This is a genomic window from Ramlibacter sp. MAHUQ-53, assembly GCF_052600055.1.
The window spans coordinates 76976-99331 of record NZ_JBQWTS010000003.1 but is presented as its reverse complement, the minus strand read 5'-3'; the positions used below and the strand labels follow the sequence as shown (position 1 = coordinate 99331).

Here is a 22356-nt window from a genome sequence, read left to right as displayed (position 1 = left end):
CAGTGCCGCAGTGCCACCAGTGCCGTGTTTTCCTAACCTTTCCTATTTTTATTTTTCCCATGTTTTTGATAGTTGATAACTACGTGACCCTGCAACCGGCATATTTCGCTCCAATCCCCTCTGAAAATCATGATTCGGGGCACAGTGCCACCCCACTCAGAAGGTGGCCCTGGCGCGGCACTGAAGGTGCCCCTTTGCCAATCAGTAAGCCATCTTTTTGGGGACTGCCAGCAGCCGCAGACCGTTAGCGCGACGGTCCAGCAGTGCCACCTCGCCCGGATTTCGCAGAAGGTGACCCTGTGCCGCCCACTGACTTTTGACGATATGCGCGGTCCTTGTCGCTTCCGATTTCTTCGGGTTCGGAATGCCGACTGCCTCACAGATTCGGGTCGCCGTCATCCACAGTAGCCCCGGGTGGCTCGTGCGGTTCTCCGAGGTGAGTGTTGATAGGTCAACCGATTCCCAGTTGAATTTCGCCGCGATGCGCTCAGTCAATGGGTCCACGGTTTCATGCTGGCGGTTGGCCGCGTTGATTGCGGTCAACAGGTCCGGCTCCAAGTTCCACCGCTCCCCGCGCTGATACAGGTGGAGGTACTGCGCCCAGACCTGTTGCATAACCTCCGGGGCCAGGGTGAGACAGCGGACCACCGCGATGACCCAGAATCGACGGTTGCCCGTTTCATCGACCAGGAAGCCCGATCCGTTCACCGTGCCCACGAAGACCGTGCGCCGCTTGAAGAAGGACGCGCGCCGCGCATACGGCAGTCTCACCTCGTCGATGTTATTGGTCAGGAAGCCCTTGAACTGGGCGATGTCGGCCTTGCGCATGGTCCCATCAAGCTCTCCCACCTCGGTGACGAATGCACCCGTGGCGCGGAGGATGGAATCCTTGTCCGATGGGTCGATGGTCACGCCCTCCGCCACAGCCCCCGGCAACGGCACGAGGTGTCGCACCCACCAAGTCTTCCCCACGTGTTGCGTACCCGCGATGACCAGCATCCCCGCCGCCGTGACGCCCTCCGGCTCCATCAGCGCGCCGACTCCTTGAAGCATCCATTTATGCAGAAGGCGGTGCGCCAGCGTTGCGGTTTCCGGGTCTTCCAGTTCTAGCGTGGCGGCGAACAGCGCCCGGCGGTCAACTCCGTCCCACGGCACTGCCGTGATCCAGTCCCGGACGGGGTGATACGGAGCCTGCCTTGCCAGAGCATCGACCAGTTCGGGCACGTTCTCGCGGTTCAATCCGTTTCGAACCGCCGCGTCACCAAGCAGGGTTAGCGCGGTGTTGGGGTCGTCATCTCGGGGCGAAATCAGACCGTTCTTGAACAACTCGGTGCGATGCGGCATCTCGTTGTAGGTCGCTCTCCAGCCTTCTAGGGCCATCAGCGCCGCGAGGTTGGGCGAGGTTGTCAGCGGCTTGATCTTCTGGCCGTCTCGCATTTGCCAATCCGGCAGGTGCGCTTCAAGAACCGCACGGGCAATTGGAGCAACCCGGCCACCCGGAGCAGGGATCACCCGCAAGGGATTGAGTACGACCTCCGAGGGTTGCTCGGCCGGTGGAGGTGCGGCCCCTGGTGCAGTCCCCGATGCGACCGCGCCAAGCATGTGTGGGGCCTTTCTGTAATTGAAGGGGCTGACACTCATCGTGCAATCCCCCCGTACAGACAGTCGGGGCAAGGAGATCGCTCACCCCAGGCACGGTGCCATGCCTCGCAACTCGGCGGCCCACCCGTGAAGCTGTCCATCTTGCGGTCTACCTCGCCCTGGTCGTAGTCGGGGTGCCCTTGGCTAATGGCGTGGCCCAACCCTTCACCTTCAACGGACAGGCGAGCCATTTGCAACGCCAGCAACCACGGTTGATAGGGGGTATCGGCTCCGCGATTTGCAATTGCCACGCGTAAAGCGGCGCAGTGCTTGATGACCTCCAGCATCGAGTAAGCCCTATGCCGGGGCGGCTCTGCGGCGCGGGCAACTCGACTGCGGGTGCCACTGCCCGGCGTGCTCTTGCCCGGCTCGTAGCCAAGTAAGCCGTCCAGCTCCTCCAGCGGGTAGATCGGGCCCGTGCGGTAAGCCTTGACCGTCTCGCCGGTTTTCTGGTGGATGGAGCCCGGCATTCGCATGATGCGCGCGGCGTCGGTTGTGATCGGCGCGTCGATATTCAGGGCGTTGCGCTCTGCGGTCCAAACAAAGGCGTCCGCGCGCCCCTGCCAGCTTTGGCGGTCCAGGTCCCGATCAAAGACGTGATACGCATGCGCCCCGCCTGAGCCTGTGAGCAGCACTATCGTGGGGATCAGGCCAGTGGACTTGGCGAACGCCCCCAGTGCCGCCTTGGTGTGATCCTCGCTGGCATGCCCATTCGCTTTGTTGGGGCCTTCAAGATCAGCCCATATGCAACGCAGGGAGTGAACCAACCCGCGCAGTCGCTGGCGTTTGCCGTTCGGGTGCGGGTGGAATGTGGCGGGGGTGAAGTAGCCCCCGTGCTGGCCCTGCGTGACCCGTTGAATGAGCGGGTTTGTTGCCTCCCCATCTTCCGGCCAGAAGTGGCGGGTAAGTTGGCCATCAGGGCCCGGCTGCACGGCGCAGCCCTTTAGATCGCCGGAGTCTTCGCCCCGGACAATGTGCAGGAATTCGATCCCCGGCACTTCGTCAGTAAAATCCAGCATGTAACGTCCTTTGCCCCGCCCCTGTTGGCGGGGCTTTTTGTTTTCAGGGAGCCTTGAGGGCTGTACTAGGGGTAATGAGGGCCGCAAGCCGTTTCGCGCTTGGCGATGACTCGTAGGCGATGCGCCGCTTCTCGCTCGCGATGCGTCGTTCAAGGTCCGCCACCTCGTTGCTCAGGATGGCGTGCACCTGTCTCAGCGCCTCCGCGCCCTTCACAGCTTCGGTGATGCTCAGGCGCACCCCGTGTTCATTTGTGGCCTCTCCGTTCGCCGCGGCCACAATCAAATCCGTGAGGGCGTTGATCGCCGCGTCGGACTTTTCTAGCGCGATGCGCTTTTCAGCGAGACGTGCCTGGAGTGCATCGAGATTCATGCCTCGATTCCGGCAGTGGTGGGGGTGTTCGCCTCTATCCAGCCTTGAGGGTCTCGGACCCACGCCTGAACGTCCGAGAGTCGCCAGCGCGTAAAGCGAGCCGAGCGGATTACTGGTGCTGGCAGTTGCCCGCGACTTTGGAGGTCGTAGAAGTAGCTACGCCCCATGCCGCACATCCTGGCGGCGACGTTTGCGTCAATGAGGGCGTCTGACTGAATGCCTTGGTCGATCTTGAGCATTGGAGGAACCCAAAGAGGCCGCTCACAGACTGTGCGCGGCTGTTGGCTTCGCTACCGTTCGTCAAGTGCCAGTGGCTTGTCTTGGGAAGGCTCCCCTCCTGGGGTGGCTAGGGCTTATCCGTGTGACGGAGTTCCTAGTTGGCGGTCGCAGTTTCCTGCGAACTGGTGTGGATATTAGCGCACCACTCCATCTAGCGTTTGAAGTTCCCTGTTGAGGTCCGCATGGCGGCCCCTGAACTTGTCCACTCCACTCACGCCGCAAGCCTCCGCAGCGGCAGCACATTCCCGCGGGCGACAGACTCCAAGTAATTGCCCCACCACGCCATCATCTCGGCCCGCTGCGGCAGGTACAGGGCGTGGTTGTAGGCCGCACTCACGGCGTTGCGCTCGCTGTGGGCCAGTTGCAGCTCGATGTGAGCGTGATCGAACTCATGTTCATGCAGGATCGTGGACGCGAGCCCCCGGAAGCCATGGCCGGTCATCTGCCCCTTGTAGCCCATGCGCTCCAGCGCTGCGAGGATCGTGTTGTTGCTCATGGGCTTGCCGTGGTCTCGCTCCCCCGGGAACAGCAACTCTCGGCCTCCTGTCACGGTCTGGAGGGTTCGCAACACGTCGATAGCCTGCGGCGACAACGGCACGATGTGCGGGGTCCGCATCTTCATGCGCTCAGCCGGCACATCCCAGCGTCCGGCCTCAAGGTCGAACTCTGCCCAGCGCGCCCCGATCAGCTCGCCCGTGCGAACGAACGTCAGCGCCATCAGCTTGATTGCCAGCCGGGTAACCGTGTGCCCCTGGTAGGCGTCGATCTTGCGCAGGAGCATCGGCAGTTCGCGGGCATCAACTCGCGCGTAGTTCTGCTTCGCCCTGGCCGGGAGGATGTCAGACGGCCTGATGTCCGTCGCTGGATTGCGGTTTGCCTTGCCGTGTGCGATGGCGTACCGGAACACCTGATTGCACATCTGGAGGCACCGCTTTGCGATGTCTAGCGCGCCCCGGGCCTCGACGGCTTTCGCCATGGCGACAAGTTCAGGCGCTTCGACTTGGGCAACAGGCCGCGCCCCGATCGCTGGGAAGACGTTCTGTTCCAGGCGCCGGATCACGTATTGGACGTGGCTGTCACTGCGAGAGGACTTCCACACGCCCCACCACTCACGGGCGACTGCTTCAAAGGTGTTGATTGTCTCGGCCTGCCTGATGGCTCGCGCCGTGTGCTTGGCTTGCACTGGATCGACGCCTGTTGCTAGGGTTCGGCGGGCATCGTCGCGCCTGACGCGCGCTTCCTTGAGGCTCACATCGGGGTACTGGCCCAACGAGGCTGTCCGCTCTTTGCCCTCGTGCCTGTATCGCAACTGCCATAGCTTGGAACCGTTGGGCCGCACCAGCAGATGCAGCCCTCGTTCGTCCGCCAGCCGGTACTTTTTTTCAGCGGGCTCGGCCTTCCGCACCTTGGTATCACTCAGCATCGTTTTCCCCTCAAATGTGGGTAACGGCGCGGGCTGCTGCGGGTAACCCGCTTATTACCCACACGGTTACCCGCAGGATACACAGGCTTCAACAGGGTACATGCGGACCCATGGAGACGCCAAGACTCCAAGCTACAGAGGGAAACCGGGGAAAAATGCCAGTGCTGCGGTGCTATGCAGTCCGTTGCGGACTGAAAACTGGCGGAGAGGGCGGGATTCGAACCCGCGGTGGGCTATTAACCCACACACGCTTTCCAGGCGTGCGACTTAAACCGCTCATCCACCTCTCCGGGAAGACCGTGATTGTAGCAGGGTTCCGTCACGCTTCCGCGCCTCGCGAACATAAACGCGGATCGGACAGCATCGCAAGCAGTTCATCGACATCCGCGGGCTTGACCAGGTGCCGGTCGAAGCCGGCCTGGGCCGAGCGCGTGCGGCTCTCCGCCTCGCCGTAGCCGGTGAGGGCGACCAGCACCGCGTCGCGCGTGGCCTCCTGGGCGCGCAGGTGCCCCGCCACCTCGAACCCGTTCATGCCGGGCAGGCCGATGTCCAGCAGCACCACGTCGGGCCTGAACTCGCATGCGAGCGCCAGCGCCGCCGGACCCTCGTGGGCCACGCGCACCTCGAAGCCCTCCATCTCCAGCAGCAGCGTCAGCGTCTCGGCCGATGCGGGCAGGTCGTCGACCACGAGGACGCGCCGGCCCCGCGCGCGGCCGCCGTCGCGCCGCACCGGCGGGCGCCCTGCCCCGCCGGCCGCACCGAGGTCTTCGCCTGCCCGCGCGGGCAGCCGCACGACGAACTCCGCCCCCCGGCCCGGCCCCTCGCTGCAGGCCTCGACCCGCCCGCCATGCAGTTCGACGAGGTGCCGCACCAGCGTGAGCCCGATCCCGAGGCCGCCCTGCGAGCGGTCCAGCGACGGGTCCCCCTGCACGAACAGCTCGAAGACATGGGGCAGGAAGGCAGGCTCGATGCCGCAGCCCTGGTCCCGCACGCGCAGCACCAGGCCGTCGGCCTCCATCGCGGCGCACAGGTCGATCACCGACCCGGGCGGCGAGAACTTGCTGGCGTTGGTCACGAGGTTGGACAGCACCTGCGCGAGCCGCACCATGTCCCCTTCCACCACCACCGGCGCCGGCGGCAGGGCCAGGCGCAGCGATTGCCCGCGCGCGGCGAGCCGCGGCGCCGTCGCCTCGACCGCGCGCTCGACGACCGCCGCCAGGGCCAGCGACTCGGGCTTGACGACCACCTTGCCCTGCACGATCCGCGAGACATCGAGCAGGTCGTCGATCAGCCGCGCCATGTGCTCGGCCTGGCGGCTGATCACGTCGCGCGCCCAGGCCAGGGTGGGCGGTGCGACGTCGGCGCCCTGCAGGATGTGGACGGCGTTGCGGATCGGGGCCAGCGGGTTGCGCAGCTCGTGCGCCAGCATGGCGAGGAACTCGTTCTTGCGCCGGTCCGCGGTGCGCACTTCGGCGTACAGGCGCGCGTTCTCCATGGCCATGCCGGCGCGGCTGGCCAGTTCGCGCGCCAGCGCCAGGCGGGCCGCGTCGAAGCAGCCAGCCGGCCCGTGCACCAGCAGGGCCCCGGCCGACGGTTCCCCCGGCCGCAGCGGGATGACGGCGCAGGCTTGCCCCTCTTCCTCATGGGCCAGGGCCTCGCCCGAGGCGAGCGCGCGCCCCGCCAGCGCGCAAAGGGGGCCGCCCAGGCGCGAGGCGGCATCGGACTCGATCAACTGGGCACGCTCGCCCAGCCGCGGCACCGCCAGCCGTAGCAGCGCGTCGCGCGTCTGCGCCAGGTCGAGCGAGCGGGCCAGGACCTCGCTGGCCTGGGCCAGGTAGTCGGCGCGGTCCACCGCCGCCTCGGCCGCGGCGCGCGCGGCCTCGGCCCGGGCCAGGGCCTCTCGCTCCTCGGCCCGTAGCTGGAGCTGCCGGTTCAGCCGGAACAGGTCCACGAAGACCCGGACCTTGGAACGCAGCACCTCGGGTACGACCGGCGAGGAGATACAGTCGACCGCGCCCAGCGCGTAGCCGCGCCGCGCCTGCAGGTCGTCGACATAGGCGGAAATGAAGACGATCGGCGTCTGCGCCGAGCGCCGGTGGCCGCGGATCAGGCGCGCGGTCTCGAGGCCGTCGATGTCGGGCATGTTGACGTCCAGCAGGATCACGGCGAACTCGTCGTCCAGCACCCGCGCCAACGCCTCGCAGCCCGAGCGTGCGGAGACGATGCGCTCGCCCAGGTCGGCGAGGATGCTGCGCAGGACGAGGTGCTTGTCCGGCTGGTCGTCCACGATGAGGATGCTCACGGGTTGCGGCGCTGTCGCGGGTTGCATGGCAAGCCTCAGGCGGGTGGCAGCCAGGCGCGCAGGACGGCCAGGAGCGCCTGCGTGTCGACCGGCTTGGACAGGTAATCCCAGGCGCCGGCGGCGATGCATTTTTCGCGGTCGCCCTTCATGGCCTTGGCGGTGACCGCCACCACCGGCAGCTCGCGGCCTTGCGGCAGGCGCCGGATCTCGCGCAGCGTGGCCAGGCCGTCGAGGGCCGGCATCATCACGTCCAGCAGGGCGACGTCGAGGCGGAGACCGGTGGCGACGCGCTGGATCGCGTCCCGGCCGTTGTCCGCCCAGACGATCTCCATGCCGTGCTCCTCGAGCACGGTGGCCAGCGCGAAGATGTTGCGCATGTCGTCGTCGACGACCAGGGCCCTCAGGCCGCGCAGCGAGGCCGCGGCCGCCGGCGGGCGCGGCGGCCCGAGGCGGCCGGCCAGCGCGCGCAGCGCGCCCTCGAGACGCGCCGGCTGCCACTGGGCCGGCGGCAGCACGCAGGCCGGCAGGTCGGCGAAGGCCGGGTCCAGCCGCAGGCGGCGCAGCAGGCGGGCGCCCGGCATGTCCGACAGGGCCGGCCCCAGCACCACCGCGGACGGCCGGGCATCGGCCGCCAGGCCCAGCGCCTCCGCGCCACCGCGGGCCGCCAGCAAGGTCCAGCCGGCGCGCCGCGCCGCCTCGAGGGCATCGGCCAACCGGTCCGCATCCGCATCCGCGGCCAGCAGCAACGGCCGGCCGCTGCGCCGTCGCGCGGCCGGCGGCGTCCCGAGGGCTGTGGCCGGATCACGCACCGGCCGCGGCCCCGCAGGCGCGGCGGAGCGCTTGCGCCGCGCCGCGGCCACGCGCGCTTCGGGCGGGGGCGGGCCGGCCCGCCGGCCGCTCCGCCGGCCCGGGGCATCCAGCGGCAGGAACAGCGTGAAGGTGCTGCCCCGACCGACCGCGCTGTCCAGCCGGATCTCGCCCCCGAGCAGCCGCGACAGCTCGCGGCTGATCGCCAGGCCCAGGCCCGTGCCGCCGTAGGTGCGGCTGGTGGAGCCGTCGGCCTGCTGGAAGGCCTCGAAGATGATCTGCTGCTTGTCGGCGCCGATGCCGATGCCGGTGTCCGAGACCGAGAACGCCACCACCCGCCGCGCCTGGCGCAGGCCGGGATGCTCCGCGCTCCAGCCGCCGCGCGCGTGGACGATGGACAGCCGCACCCGCCCCTGGTGCGTGAACTTGAACGCGTTGGACAGCAGGTTCTTCAGGATCTGCTGCAGGCGCTTGGCATCGGTGCGCATCGTCGCCGACGGGCGCAGGCTGCTGTCGACGGTGAACTCCAGCTGCCGGGCCTCGGCGACGTGGCGGAACGTGCGCTCGACAAAGCGCTCCAGGTCCGCCAGCCGCAGCGGCCCGATGTCGACCGCGACGGTGCCCGACTCGATCTTGGACAGGTCCAGGATGTCGTTGATCAGCATCAGCAGGTCCTGCCCCGAGGCGTGGATGGTGCGGGCGAACTCCACCTGCCGCAGGTTCAGGTTGCCCTCGGGGTTCTTCGACAGCTGGTCGGACAGGATCAGCAGCGAGTTCAGCGGCGTGCGCAGTTCGTGCGACATGTTGGCCAGGAACTCGCTCTTGTACTTGGAGGCCAGGGCGAGCTGCTGGGCCTTGTCCTCGAGCGACTGGCGCGCCAGTTCGACCTCGCGGTTCTTGCGCTCGACCTCCTCATTGCGGTGCGCCAGCAGGCGGGCCTTGTTCTGCAGCGCGGCGTGGGCCGGCTGCGGCCGTGCGCGCAGCGCGGCGACTGCGTTGAAGGCCGCGGCCAGCTCGCCCATCAGGCCCGGCCCCTCGGCGGGCAGCCGCACCGCGGTGTCGCCTTCGGCCAACCGCTGCAGCGCGGCGAGCAGGCGGTGCAGCGCGGCGTCGCTCGGGCGCGGGGGGGCATGGGGGCGGGCCAGGAGTTCCATGACGCGACGCAGCGTAGCGGCCTGCCCGTCGAGCCACAAACGCCCCGGTTACCCGGATGGGCCGCAAACCGAGTCCCCGTGCGGGCTGTAGGCAGGTGCCTACGCCATCACGCAAGCCCGCCCGACATGCGGTGCGTCGGGTAACAGACTCAGCAGAAAAGAAAAAGCCGCCAGGCGGCGGCTTTCTCGCGCGGGAGGACGCGCTCAGTTCAGCGGGGTCTTCTTGCCATCGCGGTACACGTAGAGCGTCATGGCGGGGTTCTTCAGTTCGCCATTGGGCTCGAACGCGATGTTGGCGGTCACGCCCTTGTAGTTGGTCTCGAGCAGCTTGGCGGTGTAGACCTTGGGGTCGACCGAGTTGGCGCGCTTCATGGCGTCGACCAGGACGAAGGTCGCGTCGTAGGTGTACGGGCTGTAGACCTGGAACTGGTTGGGGTACTTGGCGTCGTAGCGCTTCTTCCAGGCCTCGCCCCCGGGCATCTTCACCAGCGAGGCGCCGCCCTCGGCGCAGACCACGTTGCCCAGGGTCCTGGCGCCGCCGGAGAGCTTGGCGATCTCGGACGTGCAGATGCCGTCGCCGCCGAAGTACTTGACGTTGCCCATGCCCAGCTGCTCCATCTGGCGCAGCATGGGGCCGGCCTGCGGGTCCATGCCGCCGTAGAAGATGGCGTCGGGGTTGGTGGCCTTGATAGCGGTCAGGATGGCCATGAAGTCGGTGGCCTTGTCGGTGGTGAACTGCTCGCTCACGACCTGCATGCCCTTGGACTGCGCGGTGCGCTTGAACACGTCGGCCACGCCCTGGCCATAGGCCGTGCGGTCATCGACGATGGCCACCCGCTTGAGCTTGAGCGCGTCGGCGGCGTAGAAGGCCAGGCCGGCGCCCAGGGCGTTGTCGTTGGCGATGATGCGGTAGGTGGTCTTGTAGCCGGGGCGGGTCAGGTTGGGATTGGTGGCCGCGCCGGTGACGTGCGGGATGCCGCAGTCGTTGTAGACCTTGGATGCGGGGATGGTGGTGCCGGAGTTCAGGTGGCCGACCACGCCAGCGACCTTGGCGTCGCACAGTTTCTGTGCGGCGGCCGTGCCCTGCTTCGGGTCGGCGGCGTCGTCCTCGGCCTGAATCTCGAAGCGCACGCGCTTGCCGCCGATGACGGGGTTGGTGGCGTTGATGTCCTCGAGGGCCATGCGCACGCCGTTCTCGTTGTCCTTGCCGTAGTGCGCCTGGGCGCCGGAGATGGGAGCGACGTGGCCGATCTTCACCACCTGCACGTCCTGTGCGCCGGCCAGGCCCGCGGCAGCCGCCAGGGCGGCAGCCACGCCGAGCTTCAGTTCGAATTTCATGGGACTAAACCTCCGAAGTTGGGATTGGGTTGGGGGGGCTGCCCCGCAACCCGGCAACGGTATCGCAAATTTCACACCCGGCGGCCTAGAAGAACCACGGGGTGGCGAAATATCAACGCCCCCGCTCCTGCGCGAGCGCCTCCGCCACCAAAGACCGCACCACCGACTCAACCTCCGCCGCCACCAGCGGCGCGATGCCCCGGGTCTGCTCCAGGACCACCTGGGCCACCGCCTCGCGCAGGCGCTGCTCCAGGCCCTCGCTCACGCGCTGCATGATGCGGCGAACGAGCTGCTCCTCGGACGGCCCGGGCTGGCCTGCGGGCGCCTCGCCGGCGTCGTCCGGGTGCGCCTCCACCACCTCCGTGAGGGTGGGCACGAAGCGCGGCGGCGTGCGCGGCGTCGGGGTTTCGTTCATGCGGCGACGTCCTTCTGGTCGAACTTGGTCGGGGTGTGGCCGTGGGCGGCGTAGTGCTTCCAGCGCGTGCGGGCCTCCTGCAGCGCCGCCTCGTCCCGGCCGACCAGCTCGATCAGGCGCTCGAAGCCGTCGAAGCCCTCCGGCACCTGGGTGCCCAGGTTCACCAGCACCTGCCGGTGCGGCGCCGCGTGGGCGTCGGGCGCCAGGACGATCGGGCTGCGCGCCAGCACCGAGGCAGGCGCCGCCCCGGCGACGCAGTGCGGCAGGAAGTCCTGTGGGGAGAAGGTCCACAGGGCCTGGTCGAGCGCGCGCAGGTCCTGGGGTTCGGCCACCACAACGACGCGGGCGCCGCTGGCCGCGGCCTTGCGCAGCAGCCGGCAGGCGTAGGCGACCGGGTCGCCGAGGTTGACGTGGAAGCTGATGTCGGTCATCAGGCCTTGGCAGCCTTGGCCGGCTTCACGGCCTTGGCGGCCTTGGCGGCCTTGCCGGCGCCGCCGGCCCGGGCCGCCTGGCGCGCCCGGGGCGCCGGCGGCTGCACCTGCGACAGCAGGAACTGCACCAGCAGGCCCACCGGCCGGCCGGTGGCGCCCTTGGCGGCGCCGCCCTTCCAGGCGGTGCCGGCGATGTCCAGGTGGGCCCAGGGATAGGCCCCGGCGAACCGCTGCAGGAACTTGGCCGCGGTGACCGCGCCTGCGGGGCGGCCGCCGACGTTGGCCATGTCGGCGAAGTTGGTCTTGAGGCCTTCGCCGTACTCCTCGTCCAGCGGCATGCGCCAGCACGGGTCCAGGGCGATGTCGCCGGCCGCCTGCAGCGCCTGCGCCAGGCCATCGTCGGCGGCGAACAGGCCGCTGCGCACCGAGCCCAGGGCGATCACGCAGGCGCCGGTGAGCGTGGCGATGTCCACCACCGCGCGCGGCTTGAAGCGCTCGGCGTAGGTGAGCGCGTCGCACAGGATCAGGCGGCCCTCGGCGTCGGTGTTGAGGACCTCGATGGTCTGGCCGCTCAGGCTGGTGACCACGTCGCCCGGCTTGAAGGCGTGGCCCGAGGGCATGTTCTCGCAGCTGGGAATGAGGCCGACCACGTTGATCCGGGGCTGGAGTTCGGCCAGGGCGCGGAAGGTGCCCAGCACGCTGGCGGCGCCGCCCATGTCGAACTTCATTTCGTCCATCTCGGGCGCGGGCTTGATCGAGATGCCGCCGCTGTCGAAGGTGATGCCCTTGCCCACCAGCACCACCGGCGCCTCGGAGGCCGGGGCGCCCTGGTACTTGAGGACGATGAAGCGCAGCGGCTCCTGAGAGCCCTGGGCCACCGCCATGAAGGAGCCCATGCCGAGCCTGGCGACCTCCTTGGGACCGAGGACCTGCACCTCGAAGCCGCCGGCCTTCGCGAGCTTGCGGGCCTCCTCGCCCAGGTGGGTGGGGGTGGCGCGGTTGGGAGGCAGGTTGCCCAGCTCGCGGGCCAGCTCGATGCCGTGCGCCGTGCCGCGGGCGGCGAGGAAGTCGCCCCGCACTGCCTCGGCGTCCGGCACGCCGATCACGACCTTGGCCAGCTCGCGCGGCTCGCCCTTGGACTTGGTGGCCACGTACACGTAGCTCGCCTCGCTCGCGCCGGAGACCGCGCCGCGCACCGACGCGGCGCCGCTGCCGGCCGGCAGGCACACCGCCAGGCGCTTGATGCCGGCTCCGCGCAGCGAGGCGACGGCCGCGGCCACGGCGGACTGGATGCGGCGGCCGCTGCCGTCGCCCACGCCGGCCAGCAGCAGGCGCGGCGCGGCCACGCCGGCGGGACGCCAGGACTGCAGCGACTTGCCGGGCTTGGTCTCGAGGCTGCGGGCCTTGAGGGCGTCCGCCGCGATCAGCGAGATCGCGTCCTTGCCGGGCTTGAACCCCTCGGCCAGGAGCACCAGCATCGCATCGCACTTCTCCGCGCAGGCCGCGTCCAGGCCCAGGGTCTTCAGTTCAAAGTCCATAATCCCTTGTTCTCTCTCGAAGCCACTGCCACTACAGCGCGCCGATGTTATTCCATTCCTCCCTACGCAAGGAGCTCGCCCGCAGCTTCGGCGCGACCCTGGTGGTGCTGGTCACGATCGTCATGACGATGACCCTGATCCGCACCCTCAGCCAGGCGAGCAAGGGCAGCGTGAACCCGCAGGAAGTGATGATGGTCATGGGCTACACGGTGCTGGGCTACCTGGCGCCGATCCTGACCCTGTCGCTGTTCATCTCCATCGTCGGCACGCTCTCGCGCATGTACCGGGACAGCGAGATGGTGATCTGGTTCGCCGCCGGCCGCGGCATCGGCGCGCTGCTGCGCCCCCTGCTGCGGTTCTCCTGGCCGGTGGTCGCCGTGGTGGCCATCCTGGCCCTGGTCATGTGGCCCTGGGCCAACCAGCAGACGCGCGAACTCAAGGACCGCTACGGCAGCCGCGGCGACCTCGAGCGCGTCGCCCCCGGGCAGTTCCAGGAGTCGGCGCGCGGCAACCGCGTCTTCTTCCTGGACAAGGACACACCGGACAACAAGTCCGGCAAGAACGTGTTCATCGCCACCAACGAGAACGGGCGCGAGACCGTCACCTCGGCGCGCACCGGCCGCGTGGTCGTCCAGGGAGACAGCCAGTTCCTGCTGCTGTCCAACGGGCAGCGCATCGAGCGCTCCAGCGAGCGCACCGACCTCAAGGTGACCGACTTCGAGGAGCTGGGCAACCGCGTCGGCGAGGGCGGCCTGTCCCCACGCATCGAGCTGCCGGCGAATACCCGCAGCACGCTGACCCTCCTGGCCGAGCCCACCTCCGCCAACCGCGCCGAGCTGGCCTGGCGCCTCGGCCTGGTGATCGCCACCCTCAACTTCGTGGTGATCGCCATCACCGTCTCGAGCGCCAACCCGCGCGCCGCCCGCAGCGGCAACCTGCTGTTCGCGCTGTTCGCCTTCGTCCTGTACTACAACATGCTGAACATCGGCCAGAGCTGGATCTCCAGCGGGCGCGCCGGCTTCGCCACCTTCATGCTGGCGCTGCATGGCGGCGTCCTGGCCGTGGCGCTGCTGTGGCTGGCCAAGCAGCATCACAACTGGCGGGTCTGGCCGCGCCTGCGCCGTGCGCGCGCGCAGGGAGCCGCCACATGATGACCCTGCGCCGCCTCATCTACCGCGAGGTGCTGGCCGCGGTGGGCTTCGTCGCGCTCGGCTTCCTGGCGCTGTTCTTCTTCTTCGACTTCGTCGACGAGCTGCCCGCCGTGGGGCGCAGCGGCTCCGCCTACGGCCTGGCCAACGCCCTGGCCTACGTGCTGCTGCTGGTGCCCAGCCACCTGTACGAGCTGATCCCGATCGCCGTCCTGATCGGCACCATCTTCGTGATGGCGCGGCTGGCGCAGAGCTCCGAGTACACTATCCTGCGCACCTCCGGGCTCGGGCCAGGCCGCGCCCTGCGCACGCTGATGCTGCTCGGGGCGGCCTTCACCCTCGTGACCTTCGCCACCGGGGACTACCTGGCCCCGCTCGCCGACCGCTCGGCGCAGCTGCTCAAGGCCCGCTACCAGGGACGGCTGTCGGTGGGCCAGACCGGCGCCTGGCTCAAGGAGCGCCAGCCCGAGCACACCTACACGGTCAACGTCGCCGCCCTCACCTCCGATGGCAGCCTGCAGGGCGTGCGCATCTTCGAGGCCGACGACCGAGGCTTCCTGGTGACCCTGCTGCAGGCCCGGCGCGCCGAGTTCTCGGCGGCGGGCTGGCGCCTGCACGAGGTCGAGCGCACCGAGTTCCAGCCCGCCGCCTCGGGCAACATGGCGGCCCCGCGCGCCCGCCTGGAGACCCTCGAATGGCCCACCGGCATCACGCAGGAGATGGTCTCGGTAGCCCTGCTCAAGCCCGAGCGCATGCGCACGATCGACCTGTTCCAGTACATCCGCCACCTCGAGGCCAACGGCCAGACCTCGCAGCGCTACGAGATCGAGTTCTGGCGCAAGGTGTTCTACCCCCTCAGCTGCATGGTGATGGTGGTGCTCGCCCTGCCCTTCGCCTACCTGCACTTCCGCTCTGGCGGGATCACCGGCTACGTGTTCGGCGGCGTCCTGATCGGCATCAGCTTCTTCCTGCTGAACAACGTGTTCGGCTACATCGGAAACCTTCGCAACTGGTGGCCCTGGCTCACGGCCGCGGCCCCCGGCCTGATTTACTCATTTCTTTCCCTGGGAGCCTTCGGATGGCTGGTGCTGCGGCGATGAACCACGGCGTGATCCTTTTTGCCCACGGCTCGCGCGACCCGCTGTGGCGCCTGCCGATGGAGTCGGTGGCGGCGCGTGTCGCCGCGCGCTCGCCCGGCACCCCGGTGCGCTGCGCCTACCTCGAGCTGACCACGCCCGACCTGCCCACGGCCGCCGGCGAACTCGCCGGCCTGGGCCTGGCGAGCGTGGCCATCGTGCCGATGTTCCTGGGCGCCGGCCGCCATGTCCGCGAGGACCTGCCGCAGATCGTGGCCGGCCTGCGCGCCGCCCACCCTGCGGTGGACTGGCAGTTGCAGCGCCCCGTGGGCGAGGACGACCGGCTGCTGGACCTGCTCGCCGACCTTGCCTTGCCCGCCGCGCCCTGAGAGGTCCTTGGCGATTTTGTTAGAGGTTTATTGCATAATGAATTTCTCTTTTAGAAGAAATTCAATATGAACCTTCACCAGTTCCGTTTCGTCCAGGAGGCTGCCCGCCGCAACCTGAACCTGACCGAGGCGGCGAAGGCGCTGCACACCTCGCAACCCGGCGTCTCCAAGGCGATCATCGAGCTGGAGGAGGAACTGGGCGTGGAGATCTTCGCCCGCCACGGCAAGCGCCTGAAGCGCATCACCGAGCCGGGCCAGCACGTCCTCAAGAGCATCGAGCTGATCATGCGCGAGGTCGGCAACCTCAAGCGCATCGGCGAGCAGTTCAGCGCGCAGGACAGCGGCACGCTGTCCATCGCCACCACCCACACCCAGGCCCGCTACGTGCTGCCGGTGCCGGTCGCGCGCCTGCGGGAGGCCTACCCCAAGGTGAACGTGAGCCTGCACCAGGGCTCGCCCGACCAGGTGGCGCGCATGGTGCTGGACGAGGTCGCCGAGATCGGCATCGCCACCGAGTCGCTGGCCGACTACCCCGACCTGGTCACCCTGCCCTGTTACGAGTGGCAGCACGTGCTGGTGATGCCCACCAGCCACCCGCTGGCGGCCAAGGAGCGCGTGACGCTGGAAGACCTCGCGGCCGAACCCATCATCACCTACCACCCCTCGTTCACCGGCCGCACCCGGATCGACGCCGCCTTCGCCCATCGCAAGCTGCAGCCGCGCATCGCGCTGGAGGCGATCGACTCCGACGTGATCAAGACCTATGTCCGCCTCGGCCTGGGCGTGGGCATCGTCGCGGAGATGGCGGTGCGCGAGGACGGCGGCGGCAACGCCGACCTGGCGGTGCGCCCGCTGGGCCACCTGTTCGGGCAGAACGTGGCCCGGGTGGCCTTCAAGCGCAGCGCGTACCTGCGCAACTTCGTCTTCAAGTTCGCCGAGCTGCTGTCCGACCGCCTGGACCGCAACCTGATCGCCAAGGCCATGAGCGGCCATGTCAACGACTATGACCTCTGACACCCCGGTGCGCACGCCCGCCCTCGAGACCAAGCTGCCCTCGGTGGGCACGACCATCTTCACCGTGATGTCGGCGCTGGCCACCGAGCACCAGGCCGTCAACCTCGGCCAGGGCTTCCCCGATTTCGGCTGCGACCCGCGCCTGGTGGAGGCCGTGGCCGGCGCGATGGCCGCCGGCCACAACCAGTACCCGCCCATGCCCGGCGTGCCGGCGCTGCGCGAGGCGGTGGCCGCCAAGGTCGAGGCCCTGTACGGCCGCCGGTACGACCCGGCCACCGAAGTCACCATCACCGCCGGCGCGACGCAGGCCATCATCACCGCCATCCTCGCGGTGGTGCGCCCGGGCGACGAGGTCATCGTGCTCGAGCCCTGCTACGACAGCTACGTCCCCAACATCGAGCTGGCCGGCGGCACCGTGGTGCGCGTGCCGCTGGTGCCGGGCAGCTTCCGCCCCGATTTCGACCGCATCGCCGCCGCCCTCACGCCGCGCACCCGCGCGATCCTGGTCAATACGCCGCACAACCCCAGCGGCACGGTCTGGACCCGCGAGGAGATGCTGCGCCTGCAGGAGCTGCTGGCGCCGACCGACGTGCTGGTGATCAGCGACGAGGTCTACGAGCACATGGTCTTCGACGGCGCGGACCACCCCAGCGCCGCGCGCTTCCCGGGCCTGGCCGCACGCAGTTTCATCGTCTCCAGCTTCGGCAAGACCTACCACGTCACCGGCTGGAAGGTCGGCTACGTGGCCGCGCCTGCGCCCCTCACCGCGGAATTCCGCAAGGTCCACCAGTTCAACGTGTTCACCGTGAACACCCCGGTGCAGCACGGCCTCGCCGCCTTCATGGCGGACCCGGCGCCCTACCGCGAGCTGCCGGCCTTCTACCAGCGCAAGCGCGACCTGTTCCGCGAGGGCCTGGCGCGCACCCGGCTGCGGCTGCTGCCCAGCGAGGGCACCTACTTCCAGTGCGTCGACATCTCCCGGGTCAGCGACCTGTCCGAGTCCGACTTCTGCCAGTGGCTGACACGCGAGGTGGGCGTGGCGGCGATCCCGCTGTCCGCCTTCTACGGCGACGGCTTCGACCAGCGCGTGGTGCGCTTCTGCTTCGCCAAGAAGGACGAGACCCTGCGCGCGGCCCTCGAGCGCCTGGCCAGGCTCTGAGCGGCCCGGGCCGGGTTGCAGCGGTGCGACGTCATTGTTGTGGTCGTTGCAAGAGTTGCCGCGAACACAACCCGCGGGTAGACGGACTCCGATCGCCTGGGGGAAACGCCTCGTTCTTGCCCATGCCCATGCCCATCACTCGCCCGTGCCGTCGGAGGACAAGGCCGCCCTCGCCCCGCTCGTGGCGCTGCAGGCCAGGCCGCCGCCGTACCAGTCGGCCACGCCGGTGATCGACCGGCCGTTCGAGTCCCGCCACTGGATGGCCAGCCGCTTCTCCGATGGCCGCTTCGGAGTCCGGCACGGCGCCGACAGCCTCGAGACCCCGGCGCGGCAGACGGCCCATCACGGCTCCACGGGCTGCTGGTCGATGCCGGGTTCGAGCAGGAAACGGTGGTGGCCGAGCGGCGCGCCGACCTCGTGGCCTGCGAGGCCATGCGGCTCGACCTGCGCTGGCCGCACCTGGCTCACGCTCGAACCCGGCGGGGCCTGACGCGCCCGCGACCTCAGCCCGCGGGCAGCTCGATGCCCACGCGCGCGTGGAACCCGAGGCAGGCCGACTCGAACGCCCGGATCTCCGCCAGCGCCGCCTCCAGGCTCATCTCGCCGGCGGCCATGAGCTTGCGCGAGAGGTGCTCCGTCAGCGGCTTGCGTCGCGCCAGCAGGTCGCGGGTCTCGGCGTAGAGGCGCTCGCTCTGCGCCTCCATGATCCCCCGGGTCTCCTCGTCGACCGTGCGCGGCCCGTCCGCCAGCGCGCCGAAGTTCAGGCGCGTCTTGCGGTACATCCCCATCTCGCCCACCGCGTGGTGCAGCAGGCGGGTGACGCGGCTGATGTCGTTGTGCGCGCCGTTGGTGGTGCCCTCCTCCCCGAAGAACAGCTCCTCGTTGGCCATGCCTCCCAGGAGCACGCGCACGTCGTGCTCGATGTCGGCCTTGGTCTTGAGCAGGTTCGCGCCCTGCTTGTGGAACACGAAGCCCAGCGCGTTGTTGCGCGGGTTGGCCTTGAGCGAGATCTTGAGCGTCTTCATCTCGGCCTGGATGCGGCCCCAGTCCCCCTCGCAGCGCCGGCGCTCCTGCTCGAAGTCCACCAGGAAGTGGCCCCACTCGTGCACGGCGACGATGCGCCGGTCCCGCTCGCGGTCCTGGGTGGTGCTGGTGTTGACGTTGCCCACCAGCACGCGCTCGGCGGCCTGTGCCAGCGTCGCCGAGTCGATCAGCCCGCCGGCCTGCACCGCGCAGATGCCGGCCTGGTTGACGATGGTCTCCAGGTCCGCCGGGCTGCAGCCCTCGGTGACCTCGACCAGGTGGCGCAGGTCCATGTCCGGCGCCACCTTGCCGGCGCGCTGCGACAGGTAATGGCCGACGATGGACTCGCGCTCCTCGCGATTGGGCAGGCGGAAGTCCACCTTCATCTGGAAGCGGCGCAGCATGGCCTCGTCCATCTCCATCTGGCCGGCGTTGAAGTTGGAGGCCACGATCCAGATGATCTCGGCGTCGTTGCGGGTGCGCACGCCGTCGAGCACCGCCAGCAGCATGTTCTGCGTGTCGTCGTCGAACTTGCGGTGGCCGCCGCGCTTCATGAACAGGTCCTGCGCCTCGTCCAGGAAGACGATGCAGCGCTGGCGCCGCTTGGCCAGGGAGACGATGCGCGCCAGCGTGTTGGCGCCGCCGCCGACGTAGCCGGTCTCCAGGTTCACCGCCGAGTGGAACAGGATCGGCAGCCCCAGCGCCTTGGCCAGGTAGCTGGCCAGCTTGGTCTTGCCGGTGCCGGCCGGGCCGCTGAACATCACGTTGAACGGCTTGTCGATCCCGTAGGCGGCGTACTCGGCGCGGCGCTGGTACTGGTCCTTGATCTGGGCCACTTCGGACTTGATGTCGTCCATGCCCACCAGGTCGTCCAGGCTGCCCTGGACCTGCTGCGGCTCGATGAACTTCAGCGCCTTGTGCTGCCCGCGCAGCTGCATGAACAGGAACCCGAGCAGGCCCAGCGTCAGCGCGCCCGAGAGCAGGCCGCTGGCGCCGGCCTTCCAGGCGTCCTTCTCGGCCTGCGGGCGGGCGCCGGCGAAGCGCTGGTCCAGGCGTTCGACCATGGCCTGCGCGGCAGGCGACAGCTCCGAGCGCGGCACGAAGGCCAGGCGCGCGCCCCAGGGCGCGGTGACGGCCTGGTCGGAGAAGATCTTGGTCTCCAGGTCGGAGGGGTAGTAGGCATGCAGCCGGCCCTGCGACTGCACGAGGATGATGCGCTCGGACACGTTCCACAGCAGCGCCTGGTACACCACGGTCACCCGCTCCACCGGCTGCTGCGCCAGGAAGCCCAGCACCGAGCCGCCGCCGAAGACCACGGGCAGGCGGTCGTCCAGGCGCCACAGGCCCTCGGCCCCCTCCTGGCCGCCCATGCGGCCGACCTGCTCGGCGACCTGGGCATGCCGGTGCCACAGCGCCAGCGAGTAGGTGCCGCTGGCGGCGATCAGCAGGGCCAGGCCGGCCACCAGGGCCCGGACTGCCGGGCCCTGGACCGCGAACCAGTCGCACAGGCGCGCGACCGCGCGGCGCAGGCTGTGCCAGAGGCCGCCCGCGGGCGCCTCGTCCTCGGTGAATTCGTTGCGTGGGGGGGTGGATGCGGACAGGTCCGTCATGGGCTCGCTTTCTGGAAGATGGCCGACAGGCAGATCGGAGCGATCCTACGAACGCGGGCCGACGCCTGGGGGCCTGGCGCCGGCTCGAGCCCAACGAGGCCGCGATTCCGTGACCTTTTGCCGGCACGCGGATCGCGGGAACCGCGCAGGGCCTGCCGCTGTCCAACCGGTGCCGGGTTTTCTTTCAAGTTTCTTCCCCCGGCCTCTTCCCTCGGTGCTCACCGGCCCCGGGGGATTTTTTTGCGCGTCGATAATGCCGCGGTGAACGAACACGACAACGACGACAACCACGCGCCCCGCGCCCGGCCCCGCTCCCTGGCGGACCTGTTCATCTCCTTCACCTTCCTGGCCCTGCAGGGGTTCGGCGGCGTGCTTGCCGTGGTGCAGCGCGAGCTCGTCGAGCGCAAGCGCTGGATGACCCGCGAGGAGTTCGTGGAGGAATGGGCGGTGGCCCAGATCATGCCGGGGCCGAACGTGATCAACCTGTCCATCATGATCGGCACGCGCTACTTCGGCCTGCCGGGCGCGTGCGCGGCCGTCGCCGGCATGCTGGTGGCGCCACTGTGCGTGGTGCTGGCGCTGGCGCTCTTGTACAGCCAGTTCGCGGATTCGCCGCAGGTGGCCGGCGCGCTGCGCGGCATGGCTGCGGTGGCGGCCGGCCTGATCGGCGCCACCGGCCTGAAGCTGCTGCCGACCCTGCGCAAGCACCCCCTGGGCATCCCGGTGAGCATGGCCCTGGCGGTGGCCACCTTCGTGGCGATCGGGCTGCTGCGGCTGCCGCTGGCGCTGGTGCTGCTGGGCCTGGGCGCGATCGGCTGCGTGCTGACCTGGCGCAAGCTGGGAGGCGGCCAATGACGCTCGCCTTCTCCGCGGCCGACTGGCTGAACCTGCTGTCCCACTTCGCCTCGCTGTCGCTGCTCGCAGTGGGAGGCGCCATCACCACCGCCCCCGACATGCACCGCTGGCTGGTCGATCAGCAGGGCTGGCTCGGCGAGGAGCAGTTCTCCACCTCCATCGCCATCGCCCAGGCGGCGCCGGGGCCCAACATCCTCTTCGTCGCCCTGCTCGGGTGGAACGTCGGCCAGAACGCCGCCGGCCTGCCCGGCGCGGCGCTGGGCCTGCTGCTGGCGATGACCGGGATCATGGTGCCCAGCTCAGTGCTGACCTACGTGGCCGCCCAGTGGGGCCACCGCAACCGCGACCGGCTTGGGGTGCGGGCCTTCAAGCTGGGCATGACGCCGATCGTGGTGGCCCTGCTGGTCGCCACCGGCTGGATCCTCGCCACCGGCGGGCGCTACGACCTCTCGGGCTGGCCGCTGTGGGCGGTGAGCATCGTCACCGCCCTCGTGGTCTGGCGCACCCGCATCCACCTGCTGTGGCTGCTGGGCGCGGGCGCCCTGGTCGGGGCGCTGGGCTGGGTCTGAGCGCGGGCGCGGGCCCGGCAGCGCCTCAGAGGCGCTGGCGGCGCGCCTCGTAGAGGCACACGCCGCTGGCGACCGAGACGTTCAGGCTCTCGACCGCGCCGCACATGGGGATGGAGACCAGCTCGTCGCAGGTCTTGCGCGTGAGCTGGCGCATGCCCGGCCCCTCGGCGCCGAGCACCAGGGCCACCGGGCCCTTCAGGTCCACCTGGTAGAGGGTCTTGTCGGCGTCGCCGCTGGTGCCGATGACCCAGATGTTGCGCTCCTTCAGCTCGCCCAGGGTGCGGGCCAGGTTGGTCACCATGAAGTAGGGCACGGTCTCGGCGGCGCCGCTGGCCACCTTGGCCACCGTGGCATTGACGCCCACCGCGTGGTCCTTGGGCGCGATCACCGCGTGCGCGCCAGCGCCGTCGGCCACCCGCAGGCAGGCGCCGAGGTTGTGCGGGTCGGTCACGCCATCGAGCACCAGCAGCAGCGGCGCCTCGCCGCGGGCCTCGAGGGCATCGAGCAGGTCGTCGAGCGAGCGGGCGTTCTCGACCGCGTTCACCCGCGCGGCCACGCCCTGGTGGCCATGGCTGCCGGCGAGCTTGGCGATGCGCAGCGCGTCGGCCTCGATCAGGCGCACGCCGGCCTCGCGGGCCCGGTCCAGGAACTGGCGCATGCGGGCATCGCGGCGGGTGTTGTCGTAGTAGACCTCGATGATCGAGGCGGGCGAGGTTTTCAGGCGCACGCCGACGGCGTGGAACCCGAACAGGACTTTCGGTGCGGACATTGCCGCGATTATCCCGGGCCGGGCGGG

At 69.3% G+C, this 22356-nt stretch carries 19 protein-coding genes and 1 tRNA gene; 7 read left to right on the top strand and 13 right to left on the bottom strand.

The features are described 5' to 3' along the window. Positions 1-201: 201 nt before the first annotated feature. The 11 genes from ACT80S_RS06455 to ACT80S_RS06405 form a co-directional block, all read right to left on the bottom strand. A complete protein-coding gene (locus tag ACT80S_RS06455) occupies positions 202-1437 on the bottom strand; it encodes a VapE domain-containing protein (protein WP_377414111.1) in 1236 nt (411 codons plus the stop codon). 200 nt (positions 1438-1637) lie between these two features. Then, positions 1638-2660 carry a hypothetical protein gene (locus ACT80S_RS06450; protein WP_377414110.1) on the bottom strand — a complete coding sequence of 341 codons (1023 nt, stop codon included), beginning with the start codon at positions 2658-2660 and terminating at the stop codon, positions 1638-1640. A gap of 43 nt (positions 2661-2703) precedes the next feature. Further along, positions 2704-3030 (bottom strand): hypothetical protein, encoded by a 327-nt coding sequence (locus tag ACT80S_RS06445; protein WP_377414107.1) that lies wholly within the window; start codon positions 3028-3030, stop codon positions 2704-2706. A gap of 490 nt (positions 3031-3520) precedes the next feature. Beyond that, complete coding sequence (locus ACT80S_RS06440; RefSeq protein WP_377414105.1) at positions 3521-4732, bottom strand: tyrosine-type recombinase/integrase; 1212 nt, start codon at positions 4730-4732, stop codon at positions 3521-3523. A gap of 199 nt (positions 4733-4931) precedes the next feature. Next, positions 4932-5022 (bottom strand) — tRNA-Ser (locus ACT80S_RS06435). Between the two features lie 29 nt (positions 5023-5051). Next, entirely contained in the window at positions 5052-7061 is a 2010-nt protein-coding gene (locus ACT80S_RS06430) for a hybrid sensor histidine kinase/response regulator (protein WP_377414103.1), read from the bottom strand. Between the two features lie 8 nt (positions 7062-7069). Continuing rightward, the gene (locus ACT80S_RS06425; RefSeq protein ID WP_377414101.1) at positions 7070-8995 is read right to left on the bottom strand and encodes a response regulator; all 1926 of its coding nucleotides are present in this window, start codon (positions 8993-8995) and stop codon (positions 7070-7072) included. A 204-nt stretch (positions 8996-9199) separates the two neighbouring features. After that, on the bottom strand, positions 9200-10333 hold the full coding sequence (locus ACT80S_RS06420; RefSeq protein WP_377414099.1) for a branched-chain amino acid ABC transporter substrate-binding protein: 1134 nt from the start codon (positions 10331-10333) through the stop codon (positions 9200-9202). A gap of 112 nt (positions 10334-10445) precedes the next feature. After that, positions 10446-10748: a hypothetical protein gene (locus tag ACT80S_RS06415; RefSeq protein ID WP_377414097.1), complete on the bottom strand. Its 303-nt coding sequence runs from the start codon at positions 10746-10748 to the stop codon at positions 10446-10448. Then, a complete protein-coding gene (locus tag ACT80S_RS06410; RefSeq protein WP_377414095.1) occupies positions 10745-11179 on the bottom strand; it encodes a DNA polymerase III subunit chi in 435 nt (144 codons plus the stop codon). Before ACT80S_RS06410 ends, ACT80S_RS06415 begins: the two co-directional genes overlap by 4 nt. Next, a complete protein-coding gene (locus ACT80S_RS06405; protein WP_377414093.1) occupies positions 11179-12717 on the bottom strand; it encodes a leucyl aminopeptidase in 1539 nt (512 codons plus the stop codon). Before ACT80S_RS06405 ends, ACT80S_RS06410 begins: the two co-directional genes overlap by 1 nt. 44 nt (positions 12718-12761) lie before the next feature. Here ACT80S_RS06405 and lptF point away from each other — a divergent pair, with 44 nt between their 5' ends. From lptF to ACT80S_RS06380, 5 genes are all read left to right on the top strand, one after another. Next, complete coding sequence (gene lptF, locus ACT80S_RS06400; RefSeq protein ID WP_377414091.1) at positions 12762-13868, top strand: LPS export ABC transporter permease LptF; 1107 nt, start codon at positions 12762-12764, stop codon at positions 13866-13868. Further along, the gene (gene lptG, locus ACT80S_RS06395; protein ID WP_377414088.1) at positions 13865-14965 is read left to right on the top strand and encodes an LPS export ABC transporter permease LptG; all 1101 of its coding nucleotides are present in this window, start codon (positions 13865-13867) and stop codon (positions 14963-14965) included. Before lptF ends, lptG begins: the two co-directional genes overlap by 4 nt. Further along, on the top strand, positions 14944-15330 hold the full coding sequence (locus ACT80S_RS06390) for a sirohydrochlorin chelatase (protein ID WP_377414085.1): 387 nt from the start codon (positions 14944-14946) through the stop codon (positions 15328-15330). Before lptG ends, ACT80S_RS06390 begins: the two co-directional genes overlap by 22 nt. 66 nt (positions 15331-15396) lie before the next feature. Then, a complete protein-coding gene (locus ACT80S_RS06385; protein WP_377414082.1) occupies positions 15397-16344 on the top strand; it encodes a CysB family HTH-type transcriptional regulator in 948 nt (315 codons plus the stop codon). After that, positions 16334-17503, top strand: coding sequence for a pyridoxal phosphate-dependent aminotransferase (locus tag ACT80S_RS06380; RefSeq protein ID WP_377414079.1), 1170 nt, complete (start codon positions 16334-16336; stop codon positions 17501-17503). The genes ACT80S_RS06385 and ACT80S_RS06380 overlap by 11 nt, the downstream gene beginning before the upstream one ends. Positions 17504-18006: 503 nt before the next feature. Here ACT80S_RS06380 and ACT80S_RS06375 read toward each other — a convergent pair. Beyond that, positions 18007-20136, bottom strand: a complete 2130-nt coding sequence (locus tag ACT80S_RS06375; protein WP_377414076.1) for an AAA family ATPase — start codon at positions 20134-20136, stop codon at positions 18007-18009. A 261-nt stretch (positions 20137-20397) separates the two neighbouring features. Here ACT80S_RS06375 and ACT80S_RS06370 point away from each other — a divergent pair, with 261 nt between their 5' ends. Together ACT80S_RS06370 and ACT80S_RS06365 are read left to right on the top strand one after the other, a co-directional pair. Further along, positions 20398-20991, top strand: a complete 594-nt coding sequence (locus ACT80S_RS06370) for a chromate transporter (RefSeq protein ID WP_377414074.1) — start codon at positions 20398-20400, stop codon at positions 20989-20991. After that, complete coding sequence (locus ACT80S_RS06365; RefSeq protein ID WP_377414071.1) at positions 20988-21560, top strand: chromate transporter; 573 nt, start codon at positions 20988-20990, stop codon at positions 21558-21560. The genes ACT80S_RS06370 and ACT80S_RS06365 overlap by 4 nt, the downstream gene beginning before the upstream one ends. Positions 21561-21585: 25 nt before the next feature. Here ACT80S_RS06365 and rlmB read toward each other — a convergent pair whose 3' ends face one another. Beyond that, positions 21586-22329 (bottom strand): 23S rRNA (guanosine(2251)-2'-O)-methyltransferase RlmB, encoded by a 744-nt coding sequence (rlmB, locus tag ACT80S_RS06360; RefSeq protein ID WP_377414068.1) that lies wholly within the window; start codon positions 22327-22329, stop codon positions 21586-21588. Positions 22330-22356 lie beyond the last annotated feature (27 nt).